Raw genomic sequence first — 23,485 nt, forward strand, 5'->3', positions numbered from 1 at the left:
AGCTGCTTTAGATAACTTCCGATACCAGGGCTGCGAACCGCTCCAGGAACCGGCGTTCCTCATCATCAAAACGATCTTTCAGCGGACTGTCGATATCGAGTACGCCAAGCAAACGATCATCCTTGATCAGCGGGACAACAATTTCGCTGTTTGAAGCGGCGTCACAGGCGATATGTCCCGGGAATGCATGCACATCTCCAACTACTAACGTGCGTCGTTCCGCAGCAGCCGTTCCGCAGACTCCACGAGACAACGGGATGCGGATGCAGGCAGGAAGACCTTGGAAAGGCCCGAGCACAAGCTCCTTGCCATCAAATAAATAAAAACCGGCCCAATTCGTATCCGGCATAGCGTGTTTAAGCAGTGCCGAAGCATTGGCCAGGTTGGCCGTAGCACTTGGTTCGTCCTTTACTAATGCTTCTAGTTGGATTAGAACCGCTTCAAACTGCTCGTTGCGTGTTCCATCGTAAGGCATAGCTTGAAACATGAAGCATCACCTTCCTGTACTTTAAATTCAAATATGAACTCATAACTGTAATTATCAACATAGTACAGCTAGACATGATACGTCAAGCGACAATACCAATCTGTAACAATATGGAATGTTCCTTGAAGTCCATGAAATGCGGAACAGCTACAATAATGTTTCCGAGGATCGGTCAGAGGGTAATGCTAGTATAAATACCGAAGGCTATATAGCCGGAAGAGGTGGAATATGCGCGCTGATGTACAGAACTTGTTCATAGGAATTCATATGCTTTATTGTGCACGGGATAAAGATGTGACGATCTCAGAGATGCTGCTCGGACTTGAAGATCTGGGGTATCGTGTAGGAGAACGCGAAGTGAAACAGGAATTGGAAAAGCTGACACTGGACAACTTTCTGACTGCCCATACCGAAGGGTACAGTATTACGGGGACTGGAATTGAAGAGTTCAAGGATATTCGAGCCAAACTTCAGGTGTTATGCAGTGAAGTTATTCATGAAGCAGAATGAAATCATTGTAGTTAAGTTGAATAAAAAGCGTCTGTATTTAGGGAGTGTTTGCTCCCTGCTGCAGACGTCTTTTTACGTTAACGCGTAGAATTTGTTCTTTTCAATGTTAAAGAATTTAGAACTTTTATCTTAAGGATATACTCTTGAATGATGTATAATTGATAAGTTGAAGGGGGGCAGAGACTTGTACATCTGCAATGGAGTGATACCCACACTGGTCGGCAGTAGAGTGAAGCTGTGTGCTATGACTACTGAACATGCTTCAGCATTGTATCAGATCTGGTCTCATCCAGAGGTCACCCGCTGGCTGGGGGCTCCAGCATTATCCTCTATCGAAGAGACTAAGCAACTGATTGCATTTTTATCACAGATGGCTCAGGAAGAGGACAGCTTACGCTGGAGTATTGTAGGACCCGGAGGTGAAGTTATAGGGAGCTGCGGGTATAACTATTGGCAGTTACAGGGAGCTTACCGCGGGGAAATTGGCTGCGATCTGGCGCCTGCCTTTTGGGGGCTTGGATATATGAAAGAAGCGCTTGGTTTAGTGCTCAACTTCGGCTTCAATAGGATGGGGCTGAATCGGATAGAAGCGCTGTGTCATCCTGATAATAATCGTGCGGAGAGGCTGGTTCAAACGCTCGGCTTTCAGAAGGAAGGTATACTGCGTCAATATCGTCAAACACCTTCCGGCTTTCAGGATGTGACTCTACATGCGCTTCTGCGTGGGGAATGGCAATGATTTGATTACATAAAGAGAGGGTTTGGAACATTGAAGTCAACAGGGGATTTAGAACGTAAATTAATACTGATAGGGGTGCTGCTAGCTACCTTTCTGGCTGCGATTGAAGGAACGGTAACAGGACCAGCGGGTCCAGCTATCGTAGGTGAATTTCAGGGAATGCAGTGGCTTAGCTGGATATTCACTTCTTATTTGCTGGCAATGGCTATTACTACTCCTATTTTCGGCAAAATCAGTGACCTCTTTGGACGCAAGCCTGTGTTCATGTGGGGGGCAGCTGTTTTTTTATTAGGCTCATTATTATGCGGTATTTCGCAAAGTATGGAGCAGCTGATCCTGTTCCGGGCAATACAGGGGATTGGCGCGGGTGCGCTCATTCCAATGACCTTTACCATTATCGGGGATATTTACAGTATTGAAGAGAGAGCGAAGACACAAGGATTACTTAGCTCTGTATGGGGGATTTCCTCTTTGGTAGGCCCTCTTCTTGGAGGATATGTTGTAGATTACCTAAGCTGGCGCTGGGTATTTGTCTTTAATCTGCCATTTGGTTTACTAGCAATGGTATTTATTGCCCGTTATTTGAAGGAAGAGAAGGTACGCCGGAAAGCACAAATTGATGTGGCAGGGGTGCTGCTATTCGCTGCTGGTATGGGCGCATTACTCTTCGGTCTCTCCACAGGAGGACAGAAACTGGAGTGGACATCCCCACTGCTAATTGCAACTCTAAGTGTGGCTGTTATCCTGCTAGTCTTATTTTTCTTTGTGGAGCGTCGTGCTCCTGAACCTATGTTACCGCTGGGTCTATTCTCGAACCGCAATATCGCAGTATCTACAGGCGCTAACCTGCTGGTAAGCACATTAATTATTGGGCTTTCTACGTATGTGCCATTATGGGTGCAGGGTGTATCCGGAAAAAGCGCCGCCATCTCAGGTTTGCTACTGGCGCCGATGTCGGTAGGCTGGATGTTTGGTTCGATCGCCGGAGGGCGGATGATTCTAAAAGCGGGTTCGCGTCGAACCGCAATGCTTGGGTTGATTATGATCGCTGCGGGGGCTATTGGCCTGGCTTTCTTAACAGGGGAGTCTTCACAGCTGCTGCTCTTATGCTTGATGCTGGTCTGTGGAGTTGGCTTTGGGTATTCTTCTACAGTCTTTACGATTATCGCGCAGTCCTCTGTTGCGTATGAGCAACGGGGAGCATCTACAGCGCTTAATGCGTTCACGCGTTCTTTAGGACAGACTGTTGGGGTGGCTATTTTTGGTTCCTGGCTGAACTTGAATATTGATAAGCTGTTAAGAAAACAACCAGATTCGAACATCTCAGGAGATGATATTAATAAGCTGCTTGGATCGCATGCAGGAACCAACCTGTCTGGGGAAGTATCAAACAGTCTGCGTGATGCCCTTGAAGGTGGTCTTCATTCATTATTTATCGTAATGGCAGTTTTCGCTGTTTTGTCGCTGATAATTTCCTGGGGTTTGCGCAAGGGTGTGCCTTCAGTAGAGGATGCTTCATCGTCCTTGAAAAAGGCATAACTTAATAGGTAGATAGCGTGTTAAAGTGGTTGAACCATACGAATTTACTCCCTGGAGTGGCGCATGGAATGACGCATGGACTAACGGACGGAGTATCACATGAAATGACGCATGGGGTGACACATGGAATCACGCACGGAGTGGCGTACGGAAAGACACATGGAATGACACACGGAAAGACGCATGGAATGACATATGGAGTGACGCACGGAGTGATGCATGGAATGACACATGGAATAACGGATGGGTGGCACGCCAGATTGATGTAACCTCTAGAGTAGAGCGTCGATGGAAGCAGTGGAAGCAGTCGTTAGGCATATTTAGTTGTATTTCGTACAACTATAATCCTGTCGGTAACTCTTCAATGGATATAGCTGTATTTAGTACATCTATTTTCTTGATTTACTCGCCTAAGGGTACTTTTTCTGGTTTTTAATTGTACAGAATACACTTAAAGTTAGAATAATCCGATTTGCATACGAAATAGCTGTATAGAATGCAGTTATTCCTTTAGTTACTGCTCAGGTTCCCATCAAGATCGGGCGCTGAAAATATAGCGGGTTATATCAAAAGTGGATTTTACTGAGAGTTATAGTTACGGTTAGCTAGAAGGGACGTCCAATCGGAAGTGTGCTCGCCAAGTCCAATCGGAGGTGTGCTACGCCAAATCCAGTCGGAAGTGTGCTCGCTAGTCCTGCCGAATAAGGATGACTATGATCCGAGGTTTGCCAAAAGCGGACCTCAAGGTCCGTCTTCGGCATCGACTTACTGCCCTAACTGATCAGTTCCCAACTAATGTTCGGCTAACGGAGGCTGTAAAAAGGCACTCAAATTTTGCTCAGAGGGGTCATAAGGACTTATATCATCTGCTCAAGTAAGCTGCCGCAGAACAAAGAAAACCAATGGGCGATTCTCAAATAAATCGGAGAATCGCCTATTGGTTTTCTTTTTACCATTAACAGAAATCAATAACAGCTTGTCTAAAACACATAAATAAGCGACTCTTACTTACGAGGAAGAGGGGATAGCTTCTCAGCTTGTAGACCCATCTTTTTGAGCAGAACAATCATTTGTTCCTTCTCATCATCATTCAGACCGCTGAAAGCAAGATGCAGGCGTTCTGAATATTTCGGATACATCTCATTCATGAGACGTTCACCTTCCGTAGTCAGCTCCGCAAAAATCACACGGCGGTCGCTCGGACAAGGCTTACGCTGCAAATAGCCGCGTTCCTCAAGCTTATCGATTACATAAGTAACGTTGCCGCTTTGCAGCAGCAGCTTGGCGCCAATTTGTTGAATGGGTTGTGGTCCCTTATAGTACAACACTTCCATAACGGCAAAGGCAGTCGGATTAAAACCTTCAATTTTGCTGCCGGTAACAGCATGTTCATTAATGCTCTTAAAAGACTTGGCAAATACCCGGTACAAATGTAGTGTTAATTGCGTATCACGTTCGTAAGATTGTATCATGCTTCTCCACCCTCTATCGTTAATCATGTGTGAACTCATCGCACAGTTTGCAATCAATAGTCATTAGTGCACGGGTTACCTGTGCAACGAACCTTGAGATAACCTTAGAATACGTGAAAGAGCGAATGAAGAACATGTGATTTGTCACAATGAGCACACTTTTAATTATTAAAAATCAAACAATTTTTTGAATACGATAAAAACGAAGGTTTTTTTGATTTCAGTCTTTGAAAGGATAAGAATTTCAGCCTTAGGTTCAAGCGCTATTTACGCCTCCAGACGGATGATTGATGTTCTCCAATATTTTACTATTACTTCATCGAGAAATAGTAACGGGGAGTGAAGTAAGATGGAGGAACAACTGGCTCATGATTCAAAAGAAGGAAAGCTGACGGCGAATAAGCCCTTTATGCTGCTTATTGCCGCACAGCTTGTATCGAATGTGGGAGACTGGTTGCATATCCTAGCGCTACTGACAATGGTAGGTTTTAAATGGAATGCGACACCGTGGGAAATTACGGCTATATCTTTATGTATGGCTGTGCCGTTGCTCTTAGGAGGACCGTTCGCAGGTTATTTAAGTGATCGTTTTAACCGCAAGGCGCTGATGATTGGTTCGGATCTAGCTCGTGCCGGAATCGTTGTTTGTTTGGTATTTGCAGGTTCTCTCTGGCAGGTATATGTCCTGCTGGTGGCTAAAGGGATCATGGATGTACTCTTTTCACCAGCCAAAAGCGGAAAGCTCAAGGAGCTTGTCCCTGCGGCCCAGATGGATAAAGCCATGGCGCTTAGCTCATCTATTGAACAAATAACCAAAATTGTAGGTCCTGCTCTAGGTGGACTGCTGGTTGCCGCATTTGGTATTGCCGCTTGTTATGTGATTGACTCGGCTACCTTCATTTTATCGGCGGTCATCTTAATAGGACTGCCGCGTGCGGCTGCACTGAAGAAAGATGCAGCAGAGGATAGCACAGGGGAGAATGGTGCTCAGAAGTCTTTTCGCCAAGAAATGTCGGCGGGTCTGCAGGTGATCGCGGGAATGCCTGTAGTACTTTGCGGGATTGCTATGCTGGTGCTAGTGCTGCTAATGCTGCAAATTGGTGATTCGCAGATTGTAACGTTATTCCGGGAAATTCCGGGTGTGAACGGTGATCTGCTGGGTTGGTGTGTGGCAGCCAGTGGTCTTGGCACCTTACTGTCAGCCCTGCTTGTAAGCCGTATAGGCAGTGGTAAACATACGCTCGTCTTTATGGGATTGGGAGCTGTAATTATGGGGGTTGTTTTCTCAAGTGCAGGAATTGTAACTGCCCACGGTCAGGCTGGATTATGGATGAACATCGCTTTATTTGGTTCTTTTATGTTTGCTGGTGTGGGAGCAGGCCTTGCATTCATTCCCTTCAATTCTATGCTGCAACAGCGGACCCCTGCGGAATACACGGGCCGTGTATTTGGAACTATAGGCAGTCTAACAAGTGCGGCTGTTATCTTGGGACCTGTGGCCGGTGGGGCTTTAGTTACAGCGTCAGGACCTGTCCCGGCTTTCATTCTCTCTGGTTTGCTTACAGCCCTGCTCGGAGTGTTACTGTTAATGCTGCGTGGTAAAATCGAGCGTAGAGATGAAGCGGCAATTAAACGTGAAGAAGAAATTTCAGCAACAAATAACCTAGAGCTTCTCGGACAGACCTCTCTTTAATGGGAGGTTTCTTTTTTAAATAGGAGAGTAGTTCTCTGAGCTGTGAAAAAATCAGTTTGCTTCCTTGGAGAAAGTATATATAGTACGATTAGAGAAGCTATCTTTCTGGATTGGAATTTCGATAATAATATTCATTAGAAATATTTAGGAGTTGGCGAATATGGAGAATGTAGAAATAACAGGGGATACCGAGAGCGACGAAGAGATTGTACTCGATGTTGAGATCGATGAAGCAGGCTATGAAGCAGGTGCCCCGTGCATATTCGATATTTCATTTCAGGTGCGGCGTGGACAGCTGCTCGGACTGATCGGACCAAACGGTGCGGGAAAAAGTACTACAATCAAAACACTGCTCGGTTTGCTTAAGAATACCAAAGCTAAGGTCTCCTTTAATGGAGTTAATAAATCTTATGCTTATGTACCGGAGCAACCGGTGTTTTATGAGGACCTGACCTTATGGGAACACTTAGATTTGGCTGCTGCTGCTTATGGACTAAAATATGAGCAGTTTCAAGAAACGGCGGAGAGGTTACTGAAGCAGTTCGGCATGAACCATGTCCGTGATGATCTTCCAGCTGGCTTCTCTAAGGGTATGAAACAGAAAATGATGCTGATGCTTGGCTTTTTGGTACAGCCGGATGTTTATATTGTGGACGAGCCTTTTATCGGCTTGGATCCTCGGGCCACTAAAGATTTCCTGCGACTGCTGGAAGCGGAGCGGCAGCGCGGAGCTGGTGTATTAATGTCTACGCATGTATTGGATACTGCTGAGAAAATTTGCGATGATTTTGTGCTGATCTCGGGTGGCAGGGTTGCCGCTGCAGGAACGCTCGAAGATATACGTGATTATGCTGGGCTGCCGGAGGCGTCGTTGTTTGATTGCTTCGACGAACTGACATGAGTAAGCAGAAGCAGCGAGGGTTTGCTTTTCCTACCTCCAAAAAGCTATTCTGGCGGCGATTATTTTCTCATTGGCGTGAGCAATCTGCTATTATCCGTACGGCTGCCGATTGGACTGTGCTGTTATATATACTGATTCCCGGGGGATTTCTGGGAGGACGGTTATATTACGGGTTCTGGAACGAGGCATTGCCAGCTTGGAGTGGAGATTTGCCGTTTATGCTCATTCCTTCATTATTTGTGCTCCTGCTCTGTAGAGGGGGACTGGTGCTATTATTGCAGGAAGGCGATCTATTATTTCTAAGACAACGGCAGCGATGGATAAATACGATTATGTTTCGCGGGTTGCTGTACAGCCTGATCGTAACATCGTTGAAGTTCTGTGCAGCTTTTGTGCTGTTATTACCTTTTCTGGTTCGGGGATATGGAATGCTGTCATCAGAGGTATGGGCGCTGTTCGCTCTGACTCTGGCATGTAGCTGGTGCATTAAATTACTGGGGCATATTGTAAAAGTACAAAAGCAAGGCTGGCGGCGCTGGCTGTGGCTGATTCTGGCCATCTCCGTTCCTTGTGGGATCTATTTCCGTGCAGCTGCGTTTTGGAACAACAGTCCAGTTTTTATGCTGCTGATCGCAGCACTCTTTGCAGTCGTAGCGGTAATCGCTCTTCAGCGGCGTATAGTGATGCGTGGGACATTCATGAACGATGTGCGTGAAGATTATAAGCAGCGGATGAAAATAGCGGCCCTATTACTCCGCGGTGTACTGGATAAGCCACGTCCGACCCGCCATAAGCCGTGGATTTTCCGGAAATCACAGCCTTTGCTAAAATCAAAAACTGCCGAGAGTCGTTTCTCTGCGGCAGCGATTAAGGCACTTGTACGGAATCCGGCTCATTTAAAGCTCTACTTATCGTTTACTGCTGTGTCCCTTCTAGCGATATTTATCATTCCATCAGGGTTCAAATGGCTAGGATTTATAGTTTTAGTTTCTCTCATGACCAATTGGCTGTTGTCGTTCTGGTCGTTATTCGTGGGAGATGATTACATCGGAATTCTGCCGTTTTCAAAGGAACAAAAAGCCGAAGCGGGGCTGCGTGCGATCCCTATCTTACTGCTTCCTTTTTCAATCATTTGTTCTGCGCTGATCTGTATTTCCTTATATGGATGGTTTGGGATTATCCTGTTCATCCCGCTAGGTTATATCGTTGCACTGTTTAGCTCTAGAATATTTGGAACATTTCGCTTAGCGAAATAAAGATATAAATAGAACGGAAGAGTGCCTCATAAGCCGTGAAAAGGCTGCTGGGGCACTCTTCTTTTTTTGTCTTGATTCGGTCTATTGCACGCACGTACGTACGAGGTACCTAGCTAGCCTATCGGACACAGCTGCCCCTAAACATACTATTTTTCCACTTTTGGGATGCTAACGGACTCCATAGTTGCTATTTCCATGAAAAACACCCTATATGAGCCTCGCTATAATGAATAGCGTCGTTGGAGTCCGAAACACTGTCCATAAGGTGATAAATTCGCAAATAACGTCATCTGGGTCCGAAGCCGCAGTAGCTGATTAGGACAGACGCTCCACATAGCAGCTGAGGAACCCAAAACAGAGGAGCGATTCTCCAATTAATGAGAGAATCGCGCAGACCGCCATTTTCAAAGTAGTAAGCTGCTTGGAGGATATTCACGTTGCATTAGAGATTATTCCAGTCGAATGTCAGCAGCGTGCTTGCCTGCTGTATATCCTGTTGAGAAGGCCGCTGTTATATTGTAGCCTCCTGTATAGCCATGGATATCGAGTACCTCGCCGCAGAAGAATAACCCCGGCATAAGCTTCGATTCCATTCTTTTGGGATCGATCTCCTTCAGGTTTACCCCGCCCCCGGTAACAAAGGCCTCGGATAGGGAACGGGTGCCATGCACATAAACCGGCATGCGTTTCAAAATCCCAGCTAATAGAAGCAACCCATTCTTGGAGACGTGATGGCCAGTTGTATCCCCATCTAAGTCAGCTTTAGTCAGCAAGAGGGGGATGAGACGTTCTGGCAACAGTCCTTTCAGCGAATTGCGGATCGCTTTCTTAGGTTCCTGATCCAGCTTATCCTGCAACATAGATTCTACTTCCTGTGTGTTCAGATCAGGGAAGAGATCAATGGACATCTCCACCGTATCTGTGCCGGATTTACGTTGGACTTGTCTCAGAAATTGGCTGCACCGCAGTGCAATGGGCCCTGATAATCCAAAATGGGTGAATATCATATCTCCTCGATGAGAGATGACCTTCTTCCCTTTAGGATTCCACACAGTGAGGGCTACATCACGTAGCGACAGGCCTTGCAGCTCGCCGGACTTAATCCATTCTTCCCGTGAAAGAATCGGCACCTCTGTCGGAAACAGCTCGGTGATCGTGTGCCCTGCGGCTTCTGCCCAAGGGTAGCCATCTCCAGTGGAGCCGGTCTGTGGTACAGACTTGCCTCCGGTGGCGATGATAACAGCAGTGCAGGCGATCGTCTTGCCTGAGCTCAGCTGGACTCCCTTAACAGCCCCTTCGTCATAGATTATTCTTGAGACGGGACTGTCGGTCATAATCTGCACGCCTAGACTCCGTACTTTGCTGATTAGGGCAGAGACGACACTAGAGGCCTTATCGGAAACGGGAAACATCCGCCCGTTATCTTCTTCTTTTAATGCAATGCCTAAACCTTCAAAAAAGGCGATGATATCCTGGTTATTAAAATGGTCGAAGGCACTATACAAAAAACGCCCGTTTCCTGGAATATGGGCGATTAGCTCGTCTCTTTCCTTGACGTTGGTAACATTGCAGCGTCCGCCACCGGATATTCCGAGCTTTCGGCCTAGTTTTGCTCCCTTGTCGATTAGCAGAACGGATGCCCCGTGTTCTGCGGCGGCCACGCTTGCCATTAGACCCGAAGGGCCGCCTCCAATGACGATCACATCGTAATTGCTCATGAAATTTTACTCCTTTACATGTTAAGACACGGAAGCGATTTCCGCGGGTATTCCTAACGGAATCATACCATTCTGATTCACATGTAACCAGTCTTGTCCAATCATTAGGTGATTATCGTTGTCAGGAGAGTAATCCTGTGCTTTAATCTAAGCATGTAGGGTAATTTGTCCATTTTGGGGTGTGATTGTAATTATTGGTGCGGTTAAGGATATCTTATTGCAAATATCGGCAGCATGCTCCTTTCTTTTTCTTTTTCAATGGTGGGTGGACCGTAGATTTGTGACTCGGAAAAAGGGGAAGCTCCCAAATGATCAGACCTTTTTAATTTTGGCGTGTACGTTTAGTCTTATCCTGTGCTCTCTTCTTTCGACAACTCTGTTTGGTGTAGCCTATTTGAATTTAGGATTAATCCCTGCGTATATTGGTATTTTATATGGAACTACCCGTTCGGGCATTTTGCTGTCCATTTTCTTGCTTATCTGCAATGTAATCATCGCGGAGCCTACAGGAATCAGTAATGTGATATTGAATTCAGGGGTTTTATTATATCCGCTGCTGTTTGGACTGGCCAAACCTTTTAAGAAAGGTACAGTAGTTGAGAAGATCGGTATGTTATGGATGATTCTTTGTCCAAGCATGCTATTTATTGCGTTAGTCCCGATTATAGGCGGGGAAAATATATATGAATCAAATTCCGTACAAGCATTTCTGATTACGGTGTATCTGTTTTTTACCATCGCGCTAGGTGGTGTTTTTGTATATTTTGTTGAGATGGTTAGAAGTAGATTGCGGGATAAAGTACAAATGGAGAGTATCAGTGAAAGTTTCCAGTGGGAGTCCGAGAAGCTGCAGCAGATTACCAATGTAGTCCCTCTGAGTATTATGTCTCTGGATGAACACGGAGTTGTAACTGATCTTAATGATTGTATGTTAGGAATGATGAGGACTCATTATCCCAATTTGCGAAAAGAGGATATTATTGACGAACCGGTAAAAAAGTTTTTTCACAGCTCAGTGGATACACAGGCATATATGCGGGTAAGTGATAATATCCGCTCTAAACGGCGTTCCAGTGAAAAAATGATTCATGAGTCGCGCATCTATCAGATTTATTCAGCGCCGTTAATGCATAAGAGCTCAGGGGTAACAAGTGGTGCTGTAATTATTGTGCAGGATATGACCAATGAGGAAAAACTACGTGTAGAGCTGGATCATGTGGAACGTTTGAGCTTGGTCGGGCAGATGGCTGCTGGAATTACCCATGAGATTCGTAATCCTATGGCGGTAGTTCGGGGGTTTTTGCAGCTGATGAGAGAAAAGAGTGCTCAAGAATTGGATTCTTATTATCAGATTGTGATGGAAGAGCTGGACCGCGCTAATAGTATTATTAATGATTTTTTATCCTTGGCACAGAGCCGGGTTTCTGATAAAGAGAAGGTGCTGCTGCACCATATTATAGAAGAAGTTAGTCCATTGCTGTGGGCTGATGCTAATCTTCGCGGTCAAAGTGTTGAACTGAAGCTGAGCCCATCACTGCATGAATTGGAGCTAAATGTCCGGGAAATCAAGCAGCTTATTCTCAATTTAGGACGTAATGGTATGGAGGCTATGGGACCCAAGGGGGTGCTGACGCTGGAGACTCGCAGTACTCATGATAAAGTGGAGTTGATTGTCACCGATAGCGGTGTTGGTATGTCAGAAAGTCAACGCGAGAAGCTGTTTTTACCCTTTTTTACGACGAAAATTCAGGGAACAGGTCTAGGCTTATCCTTGTGTCTTAGTATTGTGGAGCGGCATAACGGTAAAATAAATGTAGAGTCTGTAGAAGGAGAGGGCACGGTATTTACGATCTCCTTCCCATTGAATAAGGAGGAACCCAGCGGGGTTCGCTCTTAGATTGAATCACCCTCTACAGCATCTCTTGCTTTCACAGAGTATGAATGTATAATAAAGTTAGTAAGTACTGCTGTAATATTATCTGACAAACAGTTGAAATGTGAAGGAGAGTGCAGAGAAATGTCCATGTCTTTTAATCAATATATGAGAGATTCAATTCAGCCTATGCGTGATGACCTGACAAGTATCGGGTTTCAGGAGCTTATGACTCCAGAAGAGGTGGAAGCAACTCTTCCAACCGCAAAAGGAACATCGCTTGTAGTCGTAAATTCGGTCTGTGGTTGTGCTGCTGGACAATGTCGTCCAGGTGTAGCTCAGGCTTTGCAAAATGAAATCACTCCGGATCACTTGTTCACAGTGTTTGCAGGTCAAGAGAAAGAAGCTACTGCTAAAGCACGTGAATATTTTGCTCCTTATCCGCCATCCTCACCTTCCATCGCACTGATGAAGGATGGAGAACTCGTTCACTTTATTGAACGTCATGGTGTAGAAGATCGTTCGGCTGCTGAAATTGCTGCTGAATTGAAAGAAGTCTTCAATCGTTTGTGCCAGTAAAAACAGTTATTCCATATAATCTCGCATCAGCCGGCAAATCGGCTGCATGCGGGATTTTTCAAAATATAAGAGCAATAATGGGATAGAATATGCTTAGAAGCATGAGCTTCGTTTGGGTGGATATTTTGATGGATATGGAACCATTTCTGATGGAACGAGGTGTGTTTGGTGAGTTTACAGAAAGAAATTATTGCGGATCTTGGCGTGAAGCCAACGATTGATGTAGAGGTTGAGGCACGAAAACGGGTTGACTTCTTAAAGTCGTACGTGCTAAACGCAGGGGCTAAAGGATTATTGATCGCCATTAGTGGTGGAGTGGACAGTGCGGTAGCCGCGGGTCTTTGTAAACAGGCTACGGACGAGCTGTCGGCAGAAAAAGGAACAGAGTATATGACGCTTGGAGTATTCCAGCCTTATGGGGTTCAGGAAGATATTCAGCACAGCTATGATGTTGCCAAAGCTTTTAATCTGACTCATACTGTGGAGACCAACATTGAGGAAGCTGTAAATGAAATTGCCCTTGAAGTTGAGCATGGTCTGAAATCAATAGGCCAACACCGCCATATGACGCATCAAGGCAAAGGAAATGTTAAAGCCAGAACACGTATGGTTATGCAATATGCACTCGCTTTTGAGAACAATCTGATTGTAGTAGGAACGGATCATGCTTCTGAAGCGATTACCGGCTTCTACACGAAGTGGGGCGATGGCGCTGTAGATATTACACCACTATCCACACTTAATAAACGTCAGGTACGTCAATTGGCTGCACATATCGGTGTGCCTGCGGATATTGTCACAAAAGCACCTACGGCGGGCTTATGGCCGGGTCAGACGGATGAAACCGAGTTGGGCATTACTTATGACGATAACAGCGACTATCTTGAAGGTAAACAGGTTAACCCTGAAGTAGCTGAGAAGCTTGAGAATTATTACCGGAGAACGGCACATAAGCGTAATGTTATTCCGGGGATTTAGAATAGGTTGAACTAGAAATCGCCACGGGTCTGCGTAGCAGCAGAGCTCGTGGCGGTTTTTGTGAGTTGGATAGCTGGATAGACTAAGAAGAATAATTATTCTGTAAGCGTAAGTGTCTGATCGATAAAATTAGTTGTCGCAGCAATCGCGAACTCTAATTGATGAGTCGTGCCAGCAAAAGGATGCACAGTGTTGAACGTATGATTACCCTCAGGAACCTGCACCCAGCTAATATCTGGCCGAAGTTTGATGAGATGCTCAGATCCTTGGCGGAGATGTACTCCATCTTGACTGCCTTGAATAAGGACAACTGGGAAGGACGCTTTCTGTATGCGTTCAAGGATGTTATAGCGTTCTTTGTTGTTCTCCATATCTTCTAAAATTACAGCATCCAGCGGCATTTGTTGGCCAGTACGTCCATTAAGGACATAGGTTCTTCCTGTTTCCTTCATCTGCTGCTTTTGTTCTTCCGTCAGCAAATCGAGTTTCGTAACCCCGTTCCAGGAGATTACTCCGCTGATCTCATTGGGATGATCAAGCGTGTAGACCAAACAAATTCCCCCTCCGAGACTGTGGCCGAGAAGGAATAACGGCAGGCTGCCGAATTTCGGGTGTTGACTAAGATAGGACAACAGGATTTCCATGTCCTTCAAGCTGCGGCGATAGGTGTTGCGGGCGAACTTCTCAAGTTCAGTGAAATGCAGCAGATCTTCCCCGATGCCAGCATGAGAGAAGTTAAAAGTAATTACTTCATGCTCTTGGCTGAGAGTTGTGGCTATGTAAGGAAACATTCCCCAATCTTTAAAACCTTTGTAGCCATGGGCTATAACTATAACGCTTTTGGCTTTGCCTTGGGCTGGGAAGTGTGAGCAGCGGAGAACAGCTCCGTCTCCGGCAGGTATTTCAAAATTACGATGATTCATAGGGTAATCCCCTCTCCATATATAAAAATGAAGTAAATCAGCTAGTCTATCGTGAAGTCGCTGGATAGTCTTATTAGACTTAGAGCGCATTTTCTTTTAAGATAGCAGAAAGAATCTTGCAGGACTATTACTTTTAATAATACTTCATATGATTGATCATACCATTATTGAAGCAAAATGGGATACACGTCCATAAGGAGCGTGAAGTGTTGATTTACGGAATCGGACATGATGTGTTAGAAATTGAACGAATCTCAGAGGTAATAAATAGAGGACTGGGTAAGAAATTTAACCAGCGGGTCTTAACAGAGCAAGAATATCAACTTGCTGAAGAGCGAAGCGGGAGGTTGGCTGAGTTCGTAGCCGGACGTTTTGCTGCCAAGGAAGCAGTTGTGAAGGCTTTAGGCTGTGGCATCGGCAATGTAGTTGGGTTTCACGATATTGAGATATTGCCTGATGTTAAAGGAAAACCAGAGGTAACTTTATCGTGTGAAGCTTGGAGCAGACTAGATCTGCCAAATGGACAGAGGTACACCATTCATCTTACGATAACACATGGCCGTGATTTGGCTTCGGCTTTTGCCGTCGTGGAAGGGCCAGGTTCATAAATTGAACCCTGATTATAGAAGGGCAAGGAGCGTTATAATGACACAACAAGATCTACAAGTTCAAGACGAACAGGAGCTGCGGGAGGCTAAGCAATATTTCAGCTATCATTTGCTGGAGTGGTATCAAGGGCAGAAACGGGATTTGCCTTGGCGTCGGCACCGCAATCCTTATTATATTTGGATTTCTGAAATAATGCTGCAGCAGACAAGGGTGGATACGGTAATCCCGTATTTCAATCGGTTTATCGAAAGGTTTCCTACCGTGGAGTCGCTCGCCGATGCACCAGAAGAGGACGTTCTTAAGTGCTGGGAAGGCTTAGGTTATTATTCTCGTGCTCGCAATATACAGCATGCGGCCAAACAGGTCAAAGAGCTGTATGGCGGGCAGGTGCCGAATGATCGTGAGGCTGTGTTCAGTTTAAAGGGAGTGGGACCTTATACGGCAGGGGCTATCCTTAGCATTGCGTTCAATCGGCCGGAGCCAGCGGTCGACGGCAATGTGATGCGGGTGTTGTCCCGATACTTCCTGATAGAGGATGATATCGCCAAGGGACCCACCCGCGTAAAAATGGAGCGCCTGGCAGCTGAACTGATCCCGGAGGGGGAAGCGGCATCTTTTAATCAGGCGCTGATGGAGCTTGGGGCGCTCGTATGCACTCCTAAATCACCGCGCTGTTTAACCTGCCCGGTGATGGAGCATTGCGCCGCGCGCCTGGCGGGCTGCGAGACCTCGCTGCCCGTCAAGACCAAGGCCAAGCCGCCGCGCCCTGAGGAGCGGCTGGCGGCTTTGATTGAGGGCCGCGGTGCCCACGCGGGCCAAGTGCTCATCCGGCAGCGGCCACAAAGCGGGCTGTTAGCCCGCATGTGGGAGCTGCCGCACTGGCCGGCGCCGCCTGTGGAAGGCGGCGCCAAAGGCGCGCGGCTGCCGGAAGCGGCGGCGCTGGACCGGCTGCGCCGGTCACTGCGGGAGGCCGGGATCTCTGCCCGGCCTGAGAAGCACTGGATGGCTGCTGAGCATATCTTCAGCCATATCGTGTGGACGCTGCAGGTGTACCGCTGCAGCGAAGAGGACGCCCTTCCGCTGCCGATAGCGGCAGAAGGACGGGCGGTGTACAACGCGGATGCGGACTTATTCTCGGGGATCGACAGCAGCATGCCTATCGAGAGATTTGAGGACGGGACCGCTAGTCCAGAGGATGGCGGAGCAGTGCGCTGGATCAGCCGCGAAGACATGGCTAACTATGCGTTCCCTAACGTTTTTCTGAAGCTACTGAACCTTTATTTTGATGAGCAGGAAGAGCGGGCGAAGCTAGAGAAGTAGAAGATTCGCCGTGTTGCGTTGCTAAAGTGCTAAATGTACAAAACCTGAGTATGATGTATGCACCAAAGCATGGTCGTATGCACCAAAGCATGGTCGTATGCACCAAAGCATGGTCGTATGCACCAAAGCATGGTCGTACGCGCCTAAGTAGGGTCGTATGCGCCTAAGTAGGGTCGTATGCACCTAGGTATGGTCGTATGCGCCTAAGTAGGGTCGTATGCGCCTAAGTAGGGTCGTATGCGCCCAAGTAGGGTCGTATGCTTCAGTCTCTTCGTAGCAAATATTTGTTTATTTGGTTCAGATTAGTTCAGTCTTGTTCCAACTAAATTCTTCTGGTGTTCTATGGCTACGAGAGTGAATGAAATTTAATTAGGGAATTCTTCCATGAAAATAGGTCGAATTGGCTTGTAATTGATCATTTTAGGGAAAACCTCCCTAATAATTGGGGAAATATCAGTTTTATGCCCAAAACGGATGATTTTTAGGGAGTATTTCCCTAATTACTCGTGTTTATGGAGTATATCGCAGAATTTTAGGGAGTTATTCCCTAATCTATTGCTCAGCTACTCCAAACGCAGATTCTCGTAAGCCGAGTATAGATTTATTGCGATTTATTCCGATTTATTCTCATCTATACCGATCTATTCTGATCTATACCGATCCAGCGCATCCATTTAAGCGACGCAAGCGGCGTGAAATGCGGTGTCTGGGAGGATCTCAATCAATCAATCAGTCAGTCAATCTCTGTCTTTATCTTTATCCCTCTATATCTCCAACCTAAACAAAGAAGGTATCCCTTAGCCTATTCGGCTCTGAGATACCTTCTTTTTTAGTTAAATGGCATAAGCCAAATGGAATTTCTTATTTTGCGCTTTCGTAACGTTTGCCAACTTCTTCCCAGTTTACTACGTTCCAGAACGCTTTGATGTAATCAGGGCGTTTGTTTTGGTAGTTCAGGTAGTAAGCGTGCTCCCATACATCCAGTCCGAGGATTGGAGTAGCGCCTTCGCTGATTGGGTTGTCTTGGTTAGGTGTGCTTGTTACTGCCAGTTTGCCATCTTTAACAACTAGCCAAGCCCAGCCGCTGCCGAAACGAGTAGTTGCTGCTGCTGCGAAATCTTCTTTGAATTTTTCGAATCCGCCCAGTTCTTTATCGATAGCTTCAGCCAATGCGCCAGTTGGTGCGCCGCCGCCGTTTGGTCCGATAACTTCCCAGAACAAAGTGTGGTTAGCGTGTCCGCCACCATTGTTGCGAACAGCAGTACGGATAGCTTCAGGTACAGCGTTCAGATCTGTAAGAAGCTCTTCAATGCTTTTGCTTTGCAATTCAGGTGCTTTTTCCAAAGCTGCATTCAGATTAGTTACATATGTGTTATGGTGTCTGTCATGGTGAATTTCCATCGTCAATGCGTCGATGTGTGGTTCGAGTGCGTTGTTCGGATAAGGAAGTGCCGGTAATTGAAATGCCATGGAAAAATCCCTCCTGAGTTATATTAGAATTTTGTTATAGATAAAGAATTCTGGCGAACTAACGTCAAAATCCTTTATTGTAAATATGTACTATAGGGTTTCGCCCAATAGGATACTTTAATTAAACCGTATCTAGACCAATAATGCAACACTAAACAAACATAAATGTTTATAAAGTATAATTGGAGAGGGAAAGGGTTTTACAATTGTATTTAGAATGTTAAAATAAATAGTCCCTAACCTATAGACATATATCCTTATTAATACCCTTTTAATCAAGAAATGAACCCCACCCGAAATGTAAACGCTTGATATTAAGCGCTTTCAAAAGAAAAATGATGATATCACGAGAAAAGTGTGCTTTAATAGATTTAAAAGCAGGTATTCCTCGATATTTGATGCTTTTTTTTATTTTCTCTATGTTAAGGGAACTCCTTCTTTTTGTTAAATTCATAAGCCATAGACAAGGGAGATTTTAAAGAATGCACGTTCGTTCCTTTCAATTAAGCGACGTTAGCCCTGTGACTGATTTGCTGCAAACCGCATTATCGGAAGAGTGTTTCGAGAACACTATCGAGCCTTTCTCCAGGCAGCTTTCTTGGGATTCAGATCTCATTGTAGTTGCGGAAGATGAAGAAGAAATTGTTGGAGCACTGATTGGTACAATTGAGAAAAACCACGGTTGTTATTTCCGGATTGCTGTACATCCTGATTATCGCCGCAGAGGAGTCGGTAGAAGTCTGGTATCAGCTATGGAATCCAGGTTTCAAGCTCGTAAAGTCAGTGGTATCTATGTAGCCGTCGATGAGCATAATTCTTTTGCTTTGCCATTGTATGAAGCTATGGGATATAGCGAGAATCAAATCTTCAAATCTGTCCGGAAGCTGAGCATTGTTGGGTAATTTTGATCACTCAGCTGCGAAAGCGGAAACATTTTCTAGAAAAAAGAACTATAGCTGACGATATAGTCTGTTTCATTCATACTCGAGCGTATTTTCCAGAAGTCCATTGCTAATGGCTGGGAGATATGCTTTTTTATTGTTATAATATCTGCAAGTATAGACTTCAATTATTGAGAACAGAGGTGACATATTGAATCAGGAGCCCCAAGTAGATTACACGAGAAATAGGAAACAAAGACATAGATCCTCCAGATCCAAGACTACCCTGGGCGGTCGTTTGGTCTCGGAAATGAAGGATTGGCTGCTTACAGCTGTGATTGTTTTTGCTGTGATGTCTGTTCTTAATGTTTTTGTGTTCAATATATCAACGGTTAAAGGTCAGTCTATGCAGCCAACGCTCTGGGAGGGTGAGAGGCTCTTCATTAATAAAATTTCATTGCTCTTCGTAAATCCAAAACATGGTGATGTTGTCATTCTTCATGATCCAAGTACCGGACCTAGTCATAAGGAGTATTTAGTGAAGCGAGTGATTGGCATACCTGGAGATATCATAGAGGTACGGAATCATCAGTTATACGTGAATGGAAAAATAGTGAATGAGCCCTATATCGATACTGAGATTGAAGATCCGGATTTTGCAGCGTTAACCGTGGAAAGTGGCAATTATTTTGTAATGGGCGATAACCGTCATGCTTCAGCCAGCAAGGACAGCCGTTACTTCGGCTCTATTTCACAGGATATGATTGTCGGCAGGGCTGATTATATATGGTGGCCTCTGTCAAAACTGAATAGATTATAAGAAAGTCAGCGAAGATATGAAAGGAGAAGGCGGAAATGACCAATACATTTCAGTCATCGTATGCTCCCCCGCCTTCCAAGTGGGCACAGCTTAAAGCAGAGATTCAGGAGGCTGCGACATCACTCGGTATTGATGATATCGGGTTTACAACAGCAGAACCTTTTGTATATTTAAAAAATATACTGCAAGACCACCGGGACAAAGGATATGAATCTGGCTTCGAGGAACCCGATCTGGATAAAAGGACAGTTCCAGCATTGTCTTCTGGAGACAAGCCGTTATCTATTATTTCGATTGCAGTGGCTTACCCTTCTAAAATGGAGAACCCTCCTAAATCTGAGCCGGGTGCACGTAGAGGCATCCTCGCCCGGGCATCTTGGGGCAGGGACTATCACCATGTGCTGAGGGAAGCCTTAAGTAAGCTAGAGGAATTTATTCACGAGCGTGTACCGGAGGCTGTGCTGGAAAGTATGGTGGACACCGGTGTTCTAGTAGATAGAGCGGTAGCGGAAAGAGCGGGAATAGGCTTCAGCGGCAAAAACTGTTCTATCATCTCACCCAAATGGGGATCATGGATTTATCTTGGGGAAATGGTTACGAACATTCCTTTTGCTCCGGATGAACCTGTTGAAGAAGGCTGCGGGGAGTGTACTAAGTGCATTGATGCTTGTCCGACCGGAGCGCTTGTGGGTCCGGGTCAGCTTAACGCACAGGCTTGTATTTCTTTTTTGACGCAGACTAAAGGGTTCCTCAGCGAGGAGTATATGACCAAGATCGGCAATCGTCTATACGGCTGTGATACTTGCCAGATTGTATGTCCCAAGAATAGAGGTAAGAACTGGAATCATCGCCCTCAGATGCAACCTGATCCTGAAATTGTGAAGCCGCTGCTGCTGCCGATCCTTGATCTTAGCAATCGTGAGTTCAAAGAGAAATTCGGCAATAGCTCAGCAGCCTGGAGAGGCAAAAAGCCGATGCAGCGAAATGCGATCATTGCCCTAGGCAATTTTAAGGAAGCCGGGGCTGTGCCAAAGCTATCAGAGATTGTTCTGAAAGAGCCGCGGCCAGAGATGCGGGGCACTGCTGCTTGGGCGCTTGGACGTATTGGCGGTGATGAGGCTCTAGCGGCTGTAGAAGCGGGTTTAGAGCGCGAGGAGGATAGCACGGTGAGGGAAATGCTAAGCCGGGCGCAGGATGTGCTCCTTACTGGGAAGAAGGCACGGGAGGACAGCGATATTAATGGAGGAAAAAGTTCATAGACAGGTTGCATATTGCCAATTGCTGTCCAGTTCCTGAAATGCTATGATAGATTCGCGTGCCATATGGCGATGCAGACAATAGAGTGTAGAGGTGGGCTTTAGATGAGTATCGCATTACCTATTATTACATTGGTCGTAGGTCTCATCGGTGGTTTTTTCATCGGTGTATATTATCTGCGCAAACAAATGACAAACATGCAGAATGATCCTGAAATGCTGCAAAAGGTTGCAAAGCAAATGGGTTATAACCTGAACGGGAAGCAAATGCAGCGTGCCCAGCAAATGATGAAGACTCAGGGACAGCCAGGTGCGCGCCCAGGAGCAGCTAAAGGGAATAAACGTAGAAGTAAGTAACCGGGTCCGGATAACATGTATACGGGTGCGGAAGGGGGAGACATCATGGGGAACATCAAGGAATATGTGAACGGTAAAGTTGCAGAGAACCGTGAGCAAATCGAGTATCACGTTGAGAAAATATTAGAATTAATCGGTGAAGATACCGGCCGCGAGGGACTGCTGGAAACACCGGCACGTGTTACGCGGATGTACGAGGAGATATTCGGCGGTTATTCGATAGATCCCCGCGAGGCGCTCGGCGTTACTTTTGATGAGTCTCATGAAGAGCTAGTGATCGTTAAGGATATCGTCTATTACAGCCAATGTGAACACCACATGGCTCCTTTCTTTGGTAAAGTGCATATAGGATACATTCCGAGCGGACGTATTGCTGGACTCAGCAAATTAGCTCGGCTTGTTGAAGCAGTAAGCCGGCGTCTACAGGTTCAAGAACGCATTACGGCGCAAATTGCTGATATTATGACGGAGGTGCTAGGCCCCCACGGTGTTATGGTTGTTGTGGAGGGAGAACATCTGTGTATGTGTGCACGCGGAGTGAAGAAGCCAGGCAGCAAAACGGTAACTATGGCTACTAGAGGGGTCTTCCGTGAGGATGCCGCCGCTCGTGCGGAGTTTCTAAGCTTGATTAAGGAATAAATATCGGGGTGCATACCTCGAAATTGGAAGGACCCATCGTTCACGTAATGTGAATGATGGGTCCTTTTTGGTCAGGGTGTGGGAATAAGAGTGATGTTCACTGTGAATTGAAATAATATCAAAAAGGCTTCCAGGCCAGTTTACTGGCAGCAGCATAACGTTCTGAGACGTAAGGCCAGTTAACGACCTTCCACCAATCCTCAATATAATCGGCCCGATTATTCTGATGTTTAAGGTAATAGGCATGCTCCCATACATCCAGAGCCAGTAACGGAACCACGTCCCATTGTGACAGGTTCTGATGTTTCTCCGCAGTCAAAATCTCCAGTCTATGACTGCGTGGACTCCAGACGAGAATAGCCCAGCCGCCACCTTCAACCTTATTCGCAGCTTCTGTGAACTGTTTCTTGAAGCTGTCATAGCTGCCAAAGCTTTGTTCAATGGCTTCCAGTAAGGCTCCAGTTGGACGCCCGCCACCTTGTGGAGACATTACGTTCCAGAAGATTGTATGGAGATAGTGGCCTGCCCCATTAAAGGCTAGCTCCCGCTCCCAATGCTTAACGAGATCGAAATCTCCTTTCTTGCGAGCCTCAGCTAGCTTGTTCTCCGCTTTATTTAGTCCATCTACATAACTTTGATGGTGTTTATCGTGATGAATCCGCATGGTTTTCTCATCGATGTATGGTTCCAGCGCATTATAAGCATAAGGCAATGGAGGCAGCGTATGTCCGCCAATTGGCACAGCACTCATTTCACGAATATCAAGGATAGTATCTGTAGAAGGAATAAGTCCCTCATTCCGCGTGACATTGTCCTCTTCTGTTCTTACGACATAGTCGGCTGTTGTGTAATCTCTCATAATTTGTGTGAGCTGTCCGGGCGAGCTCAGTGTGTGCAGTACGGCAAGGAAATACTCTGATTCACGAATAATATGCAGGATCACAGTGGTAGCAAGGGGGACGGCTTTGACGGCTGCGCTACTTTCCATGATGGCAAAAAGCTGCCGAACAAATTCTTGGGATTGGGTACAGGAGATGTGCAGCAGCTTTTCTGTTTCCGCAGTGAGTTCAGCCTGACTTGGTGGAGAAGCAGAGAGGGCAGAATTCAATAACTGCTGAGCGGCCATCTCTGTGGCACCGAAGACCACTGCCCATTCATCCAGCAGTTTAACATAGGGTTCCTCCAGGTTAGGTACGATTGCTTTGATAACCTCGGTATGCTCTTTCTCTTGTGTTTTCCAGAATACGATTTCTTCTAAAATACGTACTGGCAGCATCGGCCCGTATACATATAACATTCCAAGAAAACCTCCCGTGATATGTCTTCATCAGTCCATTATATGTGTGCTCATGATAGCTTATGAAGAGCATAAGAACGCGATAATAATATCGTTGACAACTGTTTGATATGGTGAAATAATACAGGAAAATAAAGGCAATGATACCGAAAGGTACAACCTCGCGAA

22 protein-coding genes and 1 pseudogene are annotated in these 23,485 nt (G+C 45.9%); 17 read left to right on the top strand and 6 right to left on the bottom strand.

Annotation, left to right across the window (positions count from 1 at the left end; genetic code table 11):
- Positions 1-7: 7 nt before the first annotated feature.
- On the bottom strand, positions 8-487 hold the full coding sequence (locus tag MHB37_RS02915) for a GAF domain-containing protein (protein ID WP_036676791.1): 480 nt from the start codon (positions 485-487) through the stop codon (positions 8-10).
- A gap of 228 nt (positions 488-715) precedes the next feature.
- Between MHB37_RS02915 and MHB37_RS02920 the strand changes: the two genes are divergently transcribed.
- The 4 genes from MHB37_RS02920 to MHB37_RS02935 all read left to right on the top strand — a co-directional run bounded on the left by MHB37_RS02920 (position 716) and on the right by MHB37_RS02935 (position 3,544).
- Positions 716-997: a hypothetical protein gene (locus MHB37_RS02920; RefSeq protein ID WP_036676794.1), complete on the top strand. Its 282-nt coding sequence runs from the start codon at positions 716-718 to the stop codon at positions 995-997.
- Between the two features lie 184 nt (positions 998-1,181).
- The gene (locus MHB37_RS02925) at positions 1,182-1,736 is read left to right on the top strand and encodes a GNAT family N-acetyltransferase (RefSeq protein WP_076279657.1); all 555 of its coding nucleotides are present in this window, start codon (positions 1,182-1,184) and stop codon (positions 1,734-1,736) included.
- Between the two features lie 30 nt (positions 1,737-1,766).
- Entirely contained in the window at positions 1,767-3,275 is a 1,509-nt protein-coding gene (locus tag MHB37_RS02930; protein ID WP_405168909.1) for an MDR family MFS transporter, read from the top strand.
- Positions 3,276-3,343: 68 nt separating this feature from the next.
- Positions 3,344-3,544, top strand: coding sequence for a hypothetical protein (locus tag MHB37_RS02935; protein WP_405168910.1), 201 nt, complete (start codon positions 3,344-3,346; stop codon positions 3,542-3,544).
- A gap of 735 nt (positions 3,545-4,279) precedes the next feature.
- Here the strand turns inward: MHB37_RS02935 and MHB37_RS02940 are convergent.
- Positions 4,280-4,747 (bottom strand): MarR family winged helix-turn-helix transcriptional regulator, encoded by a 468-nt coding sequence (locus tag MHB37_RS02940; protein WP_036676802.1) that lies wholly within the window; start codon positions 4,745-4,747, stop codon positions 4,280-4,282.
- A gap of 349 nt (positions 4,748-5,096) precedes the next feature.
- Between MHB37_RS02940 and MHB37_RS02945 the strand changes: the two genes are divergently transcribed.
- The 3 genes from MHB37_RS02945 to MHB37_RS02955 all read left to right on the top strand — a co-directional run bounded on the left by MHB37_RS02945 (position 5,097) and on the right by MHB37_RS02955 (position 8,597).
- The gene (locus tag MHB37_RS02945; protein WP_339281630.1) at positions 5,097-6,440 is read left to right on the top strand and encodes an MFS transporter; all 1,344 of its coding nucleotides are present in this window, start codon (positions 5,097-5,099) and stop codon (positions 6,438-6,440) included.
- 160 nt (positions 6,441-6,600) lie between these two features.
- Positions 6,601-7,341 carry an ABC transporter ATP-binding protein gene (locus tag MHB37_RS02950; protein WP_036676805.1) on the top strand — a complete coding sequence of 247 codons (741 nt, stop codon included), beginning with the start codon at positions 6,601-6,603 and terminating at the stop codon, positions 7,339-7,341.
- Positions 7,320-8,597, top strand: coding sequence for an ABC transporter permease (locus MHB37_RS02955; protein ID WP_143762772.1), 1,278 nt, complete (start codon positions 7,320-7,322; stop codon positions 8,595-8,597). Before MHB37_RS02950 ends, MHB37_RS02955 begins: the two co-directional genes overlap by 22 nt.
- 449 nt (positions 8,598-9,046) lie before the next feature.
- Here MHB37_RS02955 and MHB37_RS02960 read toward each other — a convergent pair whose 3' ends face one another.
- A complete protein-coding gene (locus tag MHB37_RS02960; protein ID WP_405168911.1) occupies positions 9,047-10,315 on the bottom strand; it encodes an NAD(P)/FAD-dependent oxidoreductase in 1,269 nt (422 codons plus the stop codon).
- Positions 10,316-10,709: 394 nt separating this feature from the next.
- On the opposite strand from MHB37_RS02960, the gene MHB37_RS02965 reads away from it, so the two are divergent.
- The 3 genes from MHB37_RS02965 to nadE all read left to right on the top strand — a co-directional run bounded on the left by MHB37_RS02965 (position 10,710) and on the right by nadE (position 13,745).
- On the top strand, positions 10,710-12,212 hold the full coding sequence (locus MHB37_RS02965; RefSeq protein WP_081392005.1) for an ATP-binding protein: 1,503 nt from the start codon (positions 10,710-10,712) through the stop codon (positions 12,210-12,212).
- A 120-nt stretch (positions 12,213-12,332) separates the two neighbouring features.
- Positions 12,333-12,767, top strand: a complete 435-nt coding sequence (locus MHB37_RS02970; RefSeq protein ID WP_036676813.1) for a BrxA/BrxB family bacilliredoxin — start codon at positions 12,333-12,335, stop codon at positions 12,765-12,767.
- A gap of 168 nt (positions 12,768-12,935) precedes the next feature.
- A complete protein-coding gene (gene nadE, locus MHB37_RS02975; RefSeq protein ID WP_076124401.1) occupies positions 12,936-13,745 on the top strand; it encodes an ammonia-dependent NAD(+) synthetase in 810 nt (269 codons plus the stop codon).
- A 95-nt stretch (positions 13,746-13,840) separates the two neighbouring features.
- Here nadE and MHB37_RS02980 read toward each other — a convergent pair whose 3' ends face one another.
- Positions 13,841-14,668 (bottom strand): alpha/beta hydrolase, encoded by an 828-nt coding sequence (locus tag MHB37_RS02980; protein ID WP_076193769.1) that lies wholly within the window; start codon positions 14,666-14,668, stop codon positions 13,841-13,843.
- A 209-nt stretch (positions 14,669-14,877) separates the two neighbouring features.
- Here MHB37_RS02980 and acpS point away from each other — a divergent pair, with 209 nt between their 5' ends.
- Both acpS and mutY read left to right on the top strand, forming a co-directional pair.
- Entirely contained in the window at positions 14,878-15,276 is a 399-nt protein-coding gene (gene acpS / locus MHB37_RS02985) for a holo-ACP synthase (RefSeq protein WP_076186292.1), read from the top strand.
- Between the two features lie 37 nt (positions 15,277-15,313).
- Positions 15,314-16,597, top strand: coding sequence for an A/G-specific adenine glycosylase (gene mutY, locus MHB37_RS02990; protein ID WP_076124396.1), 1,284 nt, complete (start codon positions 15,314-15,316; stop codon positions 16,595-16,597).
- An 861-nt stretch (positions 16,598-17,458) separates the two neighbouring features.
- On the opposite strand, the gene MHB37_RS02995 is transcribed toward mutY, so the two are convergent.
- Positions 17,459-18,067, bottom strand: a complete 609-nt coding sequence (locus MHB37_RS02995; protein ID WP_036676820.1) for a superoxide dismutase — start codon at positions 18,065-18,067, stop codon at positions 17,459-17,461.
- Positions 18,068-18,549: 482 nt separating this feature from the next.
- Between MHB37_RS02995 and MHB37_RS03000 the strand changes: the two genes are divergently transcribed.
- From MHB37_RS03000 to folE, 5 genes and pseudogenes are all read left to right on the top strand, one after another.
- Positions 18,550-18,969: a GNAT family N-acetyltransferase gene (locus tag MHB37_RS03000; protein ID WP_036676822.1), complete on the top strand. Its 420-nt coding sequence runs from the start codon at positions 18,550-18,552 to the stop codon at positions 18,967-18,969.
- A 190-nt stretch (positions 18,970-19,159) separates the two neighbouring features.
- A complete protein-coding gene (gene lepB / locus MHB37_RS03005; protein ID WP_076101394.1) occupies positions 19,160-19,768 on the top strand; it encodes a signal peptidase I in 609 nt (202 codons plus the stop codon).
- A gap of 35 nt (positions 19,769-19,803) precedes the next feature.
- A pseudogene (gene queG / locus MHB37_RS03010) lies at positions 19,804-21,000 on the top strand (tRNA epoxyqueuosine(34) reductase QueG); the annotation flags it as partial.
- Positions 21,001-21,129: 129 nt separating this feature from the next.
- On the top strand, positions 21,130-21,381 hold the full coding sequence (locus MHB37_RS03015; protein WP_036676828.1) for a YneF family protein: 252 nt from the start codon (positions 21,130-21,132) through the stop codon (positions 21,379-21,381).
- A gap of 45 nt (positions 21,382-21,426) precedes the next feature.
- On the top strand, positions 21,427-22,020 hold the full coding sequence (gene folE / locus MHB37_RS03020) for a GTP cyclohydrolase I FolE (RefSeq protein ID WP_036676830.1): 594 nt from the start codon (positions 21,427-21,429) through the stop codon (positions 22,018-22,020).
- A gap of 118 nt (positions 22,021-22,138) precedes the next feature.
- On the opposite strand, the gene MHB37_RS03025 is transcribed toward folE, so the two are convergent.
- Positions 22,139-23,317: a Fe-Mn family superoxide dismutase gene (locus MHB37_RS03025; protein WP_339246248.1), complete on the bottom strand. Its 1,179-nt coding sequence runs from the start codon at positions 23,315-23,317 to the stop codon at positions 22,139-22,141.
- Positions 23,318-23,485: the final 168 nt, after the last annotated feature.

It is taken from the genome of Paenibacillus sp. FSL H3-0286, assembly GCF_045040705.1.
GTDB lineage: Bacteria > Bacillota > Bacilli > Paenibacillales > Paenibacillaceae > Paenibacillus_AQ > Paenibacillus_AQ odorifer.

Coding starts and splice junctions, on each gene's coding strand:
- MHB37_RS02915 (WP_036676791.1), bottom strand. CDS start 487: ATGTTTCAAGCTATGCCTTACGATGGAACACGCAACGAGCAGTTTGAA.
- MHB37_RS02920 (WP_036676794.1), top strand. CDS start 716: ATGCGCGCTGATGTACAGAACTTGTTCATAGGAATTCATATGCTTTAT.
- MHB37_RS02935 (WP_405168910.1), top strand. CDS start 3,344: ATGACGCATGGACTAACGGACGGAGTATCACATGAAATGACGCATGGG.
- MHB37_RS02940 (WP_036676802.1), bottom strand. CDS start 4,747: ATGATACAATCTTACGAACGTGATACGCAATTAACACTACATTTGTAC.
- MHB37_RS02945 (WP_339281630.1), top strand. CDS start 5,097: ATGGAGGAACAACTGGCTCATGATTCAAAAGAAGGAAAGCTGACGGCG.
- MHB37_RS02950 (WP_036676805.1), top strand. CDS start 6,601: ATGGAGAATGTAGAAATAACAGGGGATACCGAGAGCGACGAAGAGATT.
- MHB37_RS02960 (WP_405168911.1), bottom strand. CDS start 10,315: ATGAGCAATTACGATGTGATCGTCATTGGAGGCGGCCCTTCGGGTCTA.
- MHB37_RS02970 (WP_036676813.1), top strand. CDS start 12,333: ATGTCCATGTCTTTTAATCAATATATGAGAGATTCAATTCAGCCTATG.
- MHB37_RS02980 (WP_076193769.1), bottom strand. CDS start 14,668: ATGAATCATCGTAATTTTGAAATACCTGCCGGAGACGGAGCTGTTCTC.
- mutY (WP_076124396.1), top strand. CDS start 15,314: ATGACACAACAAGATCTACAAGTTCAAGACGAACAGGAGCTGCGGGAG.
- MHB37_RS02995 (WP_036676820.1), bottom strand. CDS start 18,067: ATGGCATTTCAATTACCGGCACTTCCTTATCCGAACAACGCACTCGAA.
- MHB37_RS03000 (WP_036676822.1), top strand. CDS start 18,550: ATGCACGTTCGTTCCTTTCAATTAAGCGACGTTAGCCCTGTGACTGAT.
- MHB37_RS03015 (WP_036676828.1), top strand. CDS start 21,130: ATGAGTATCGCATTACCTATTATTACATTGGTCGTAGGTCTCATCGGT.
- folE (WP_036676830.1), top strand. CDS start 21,427: ATGGGGAACATCAAGGAATATGTGAACGGTAAAGTTGCAGAGAACCGT.
- MHB37_RS03025 (WP_339246248.1), bottom strand. CDS start 23,317: ATGTTATATGTATACGGGCCGATGCTGCCAGTACGTATTTTAGAAGAA.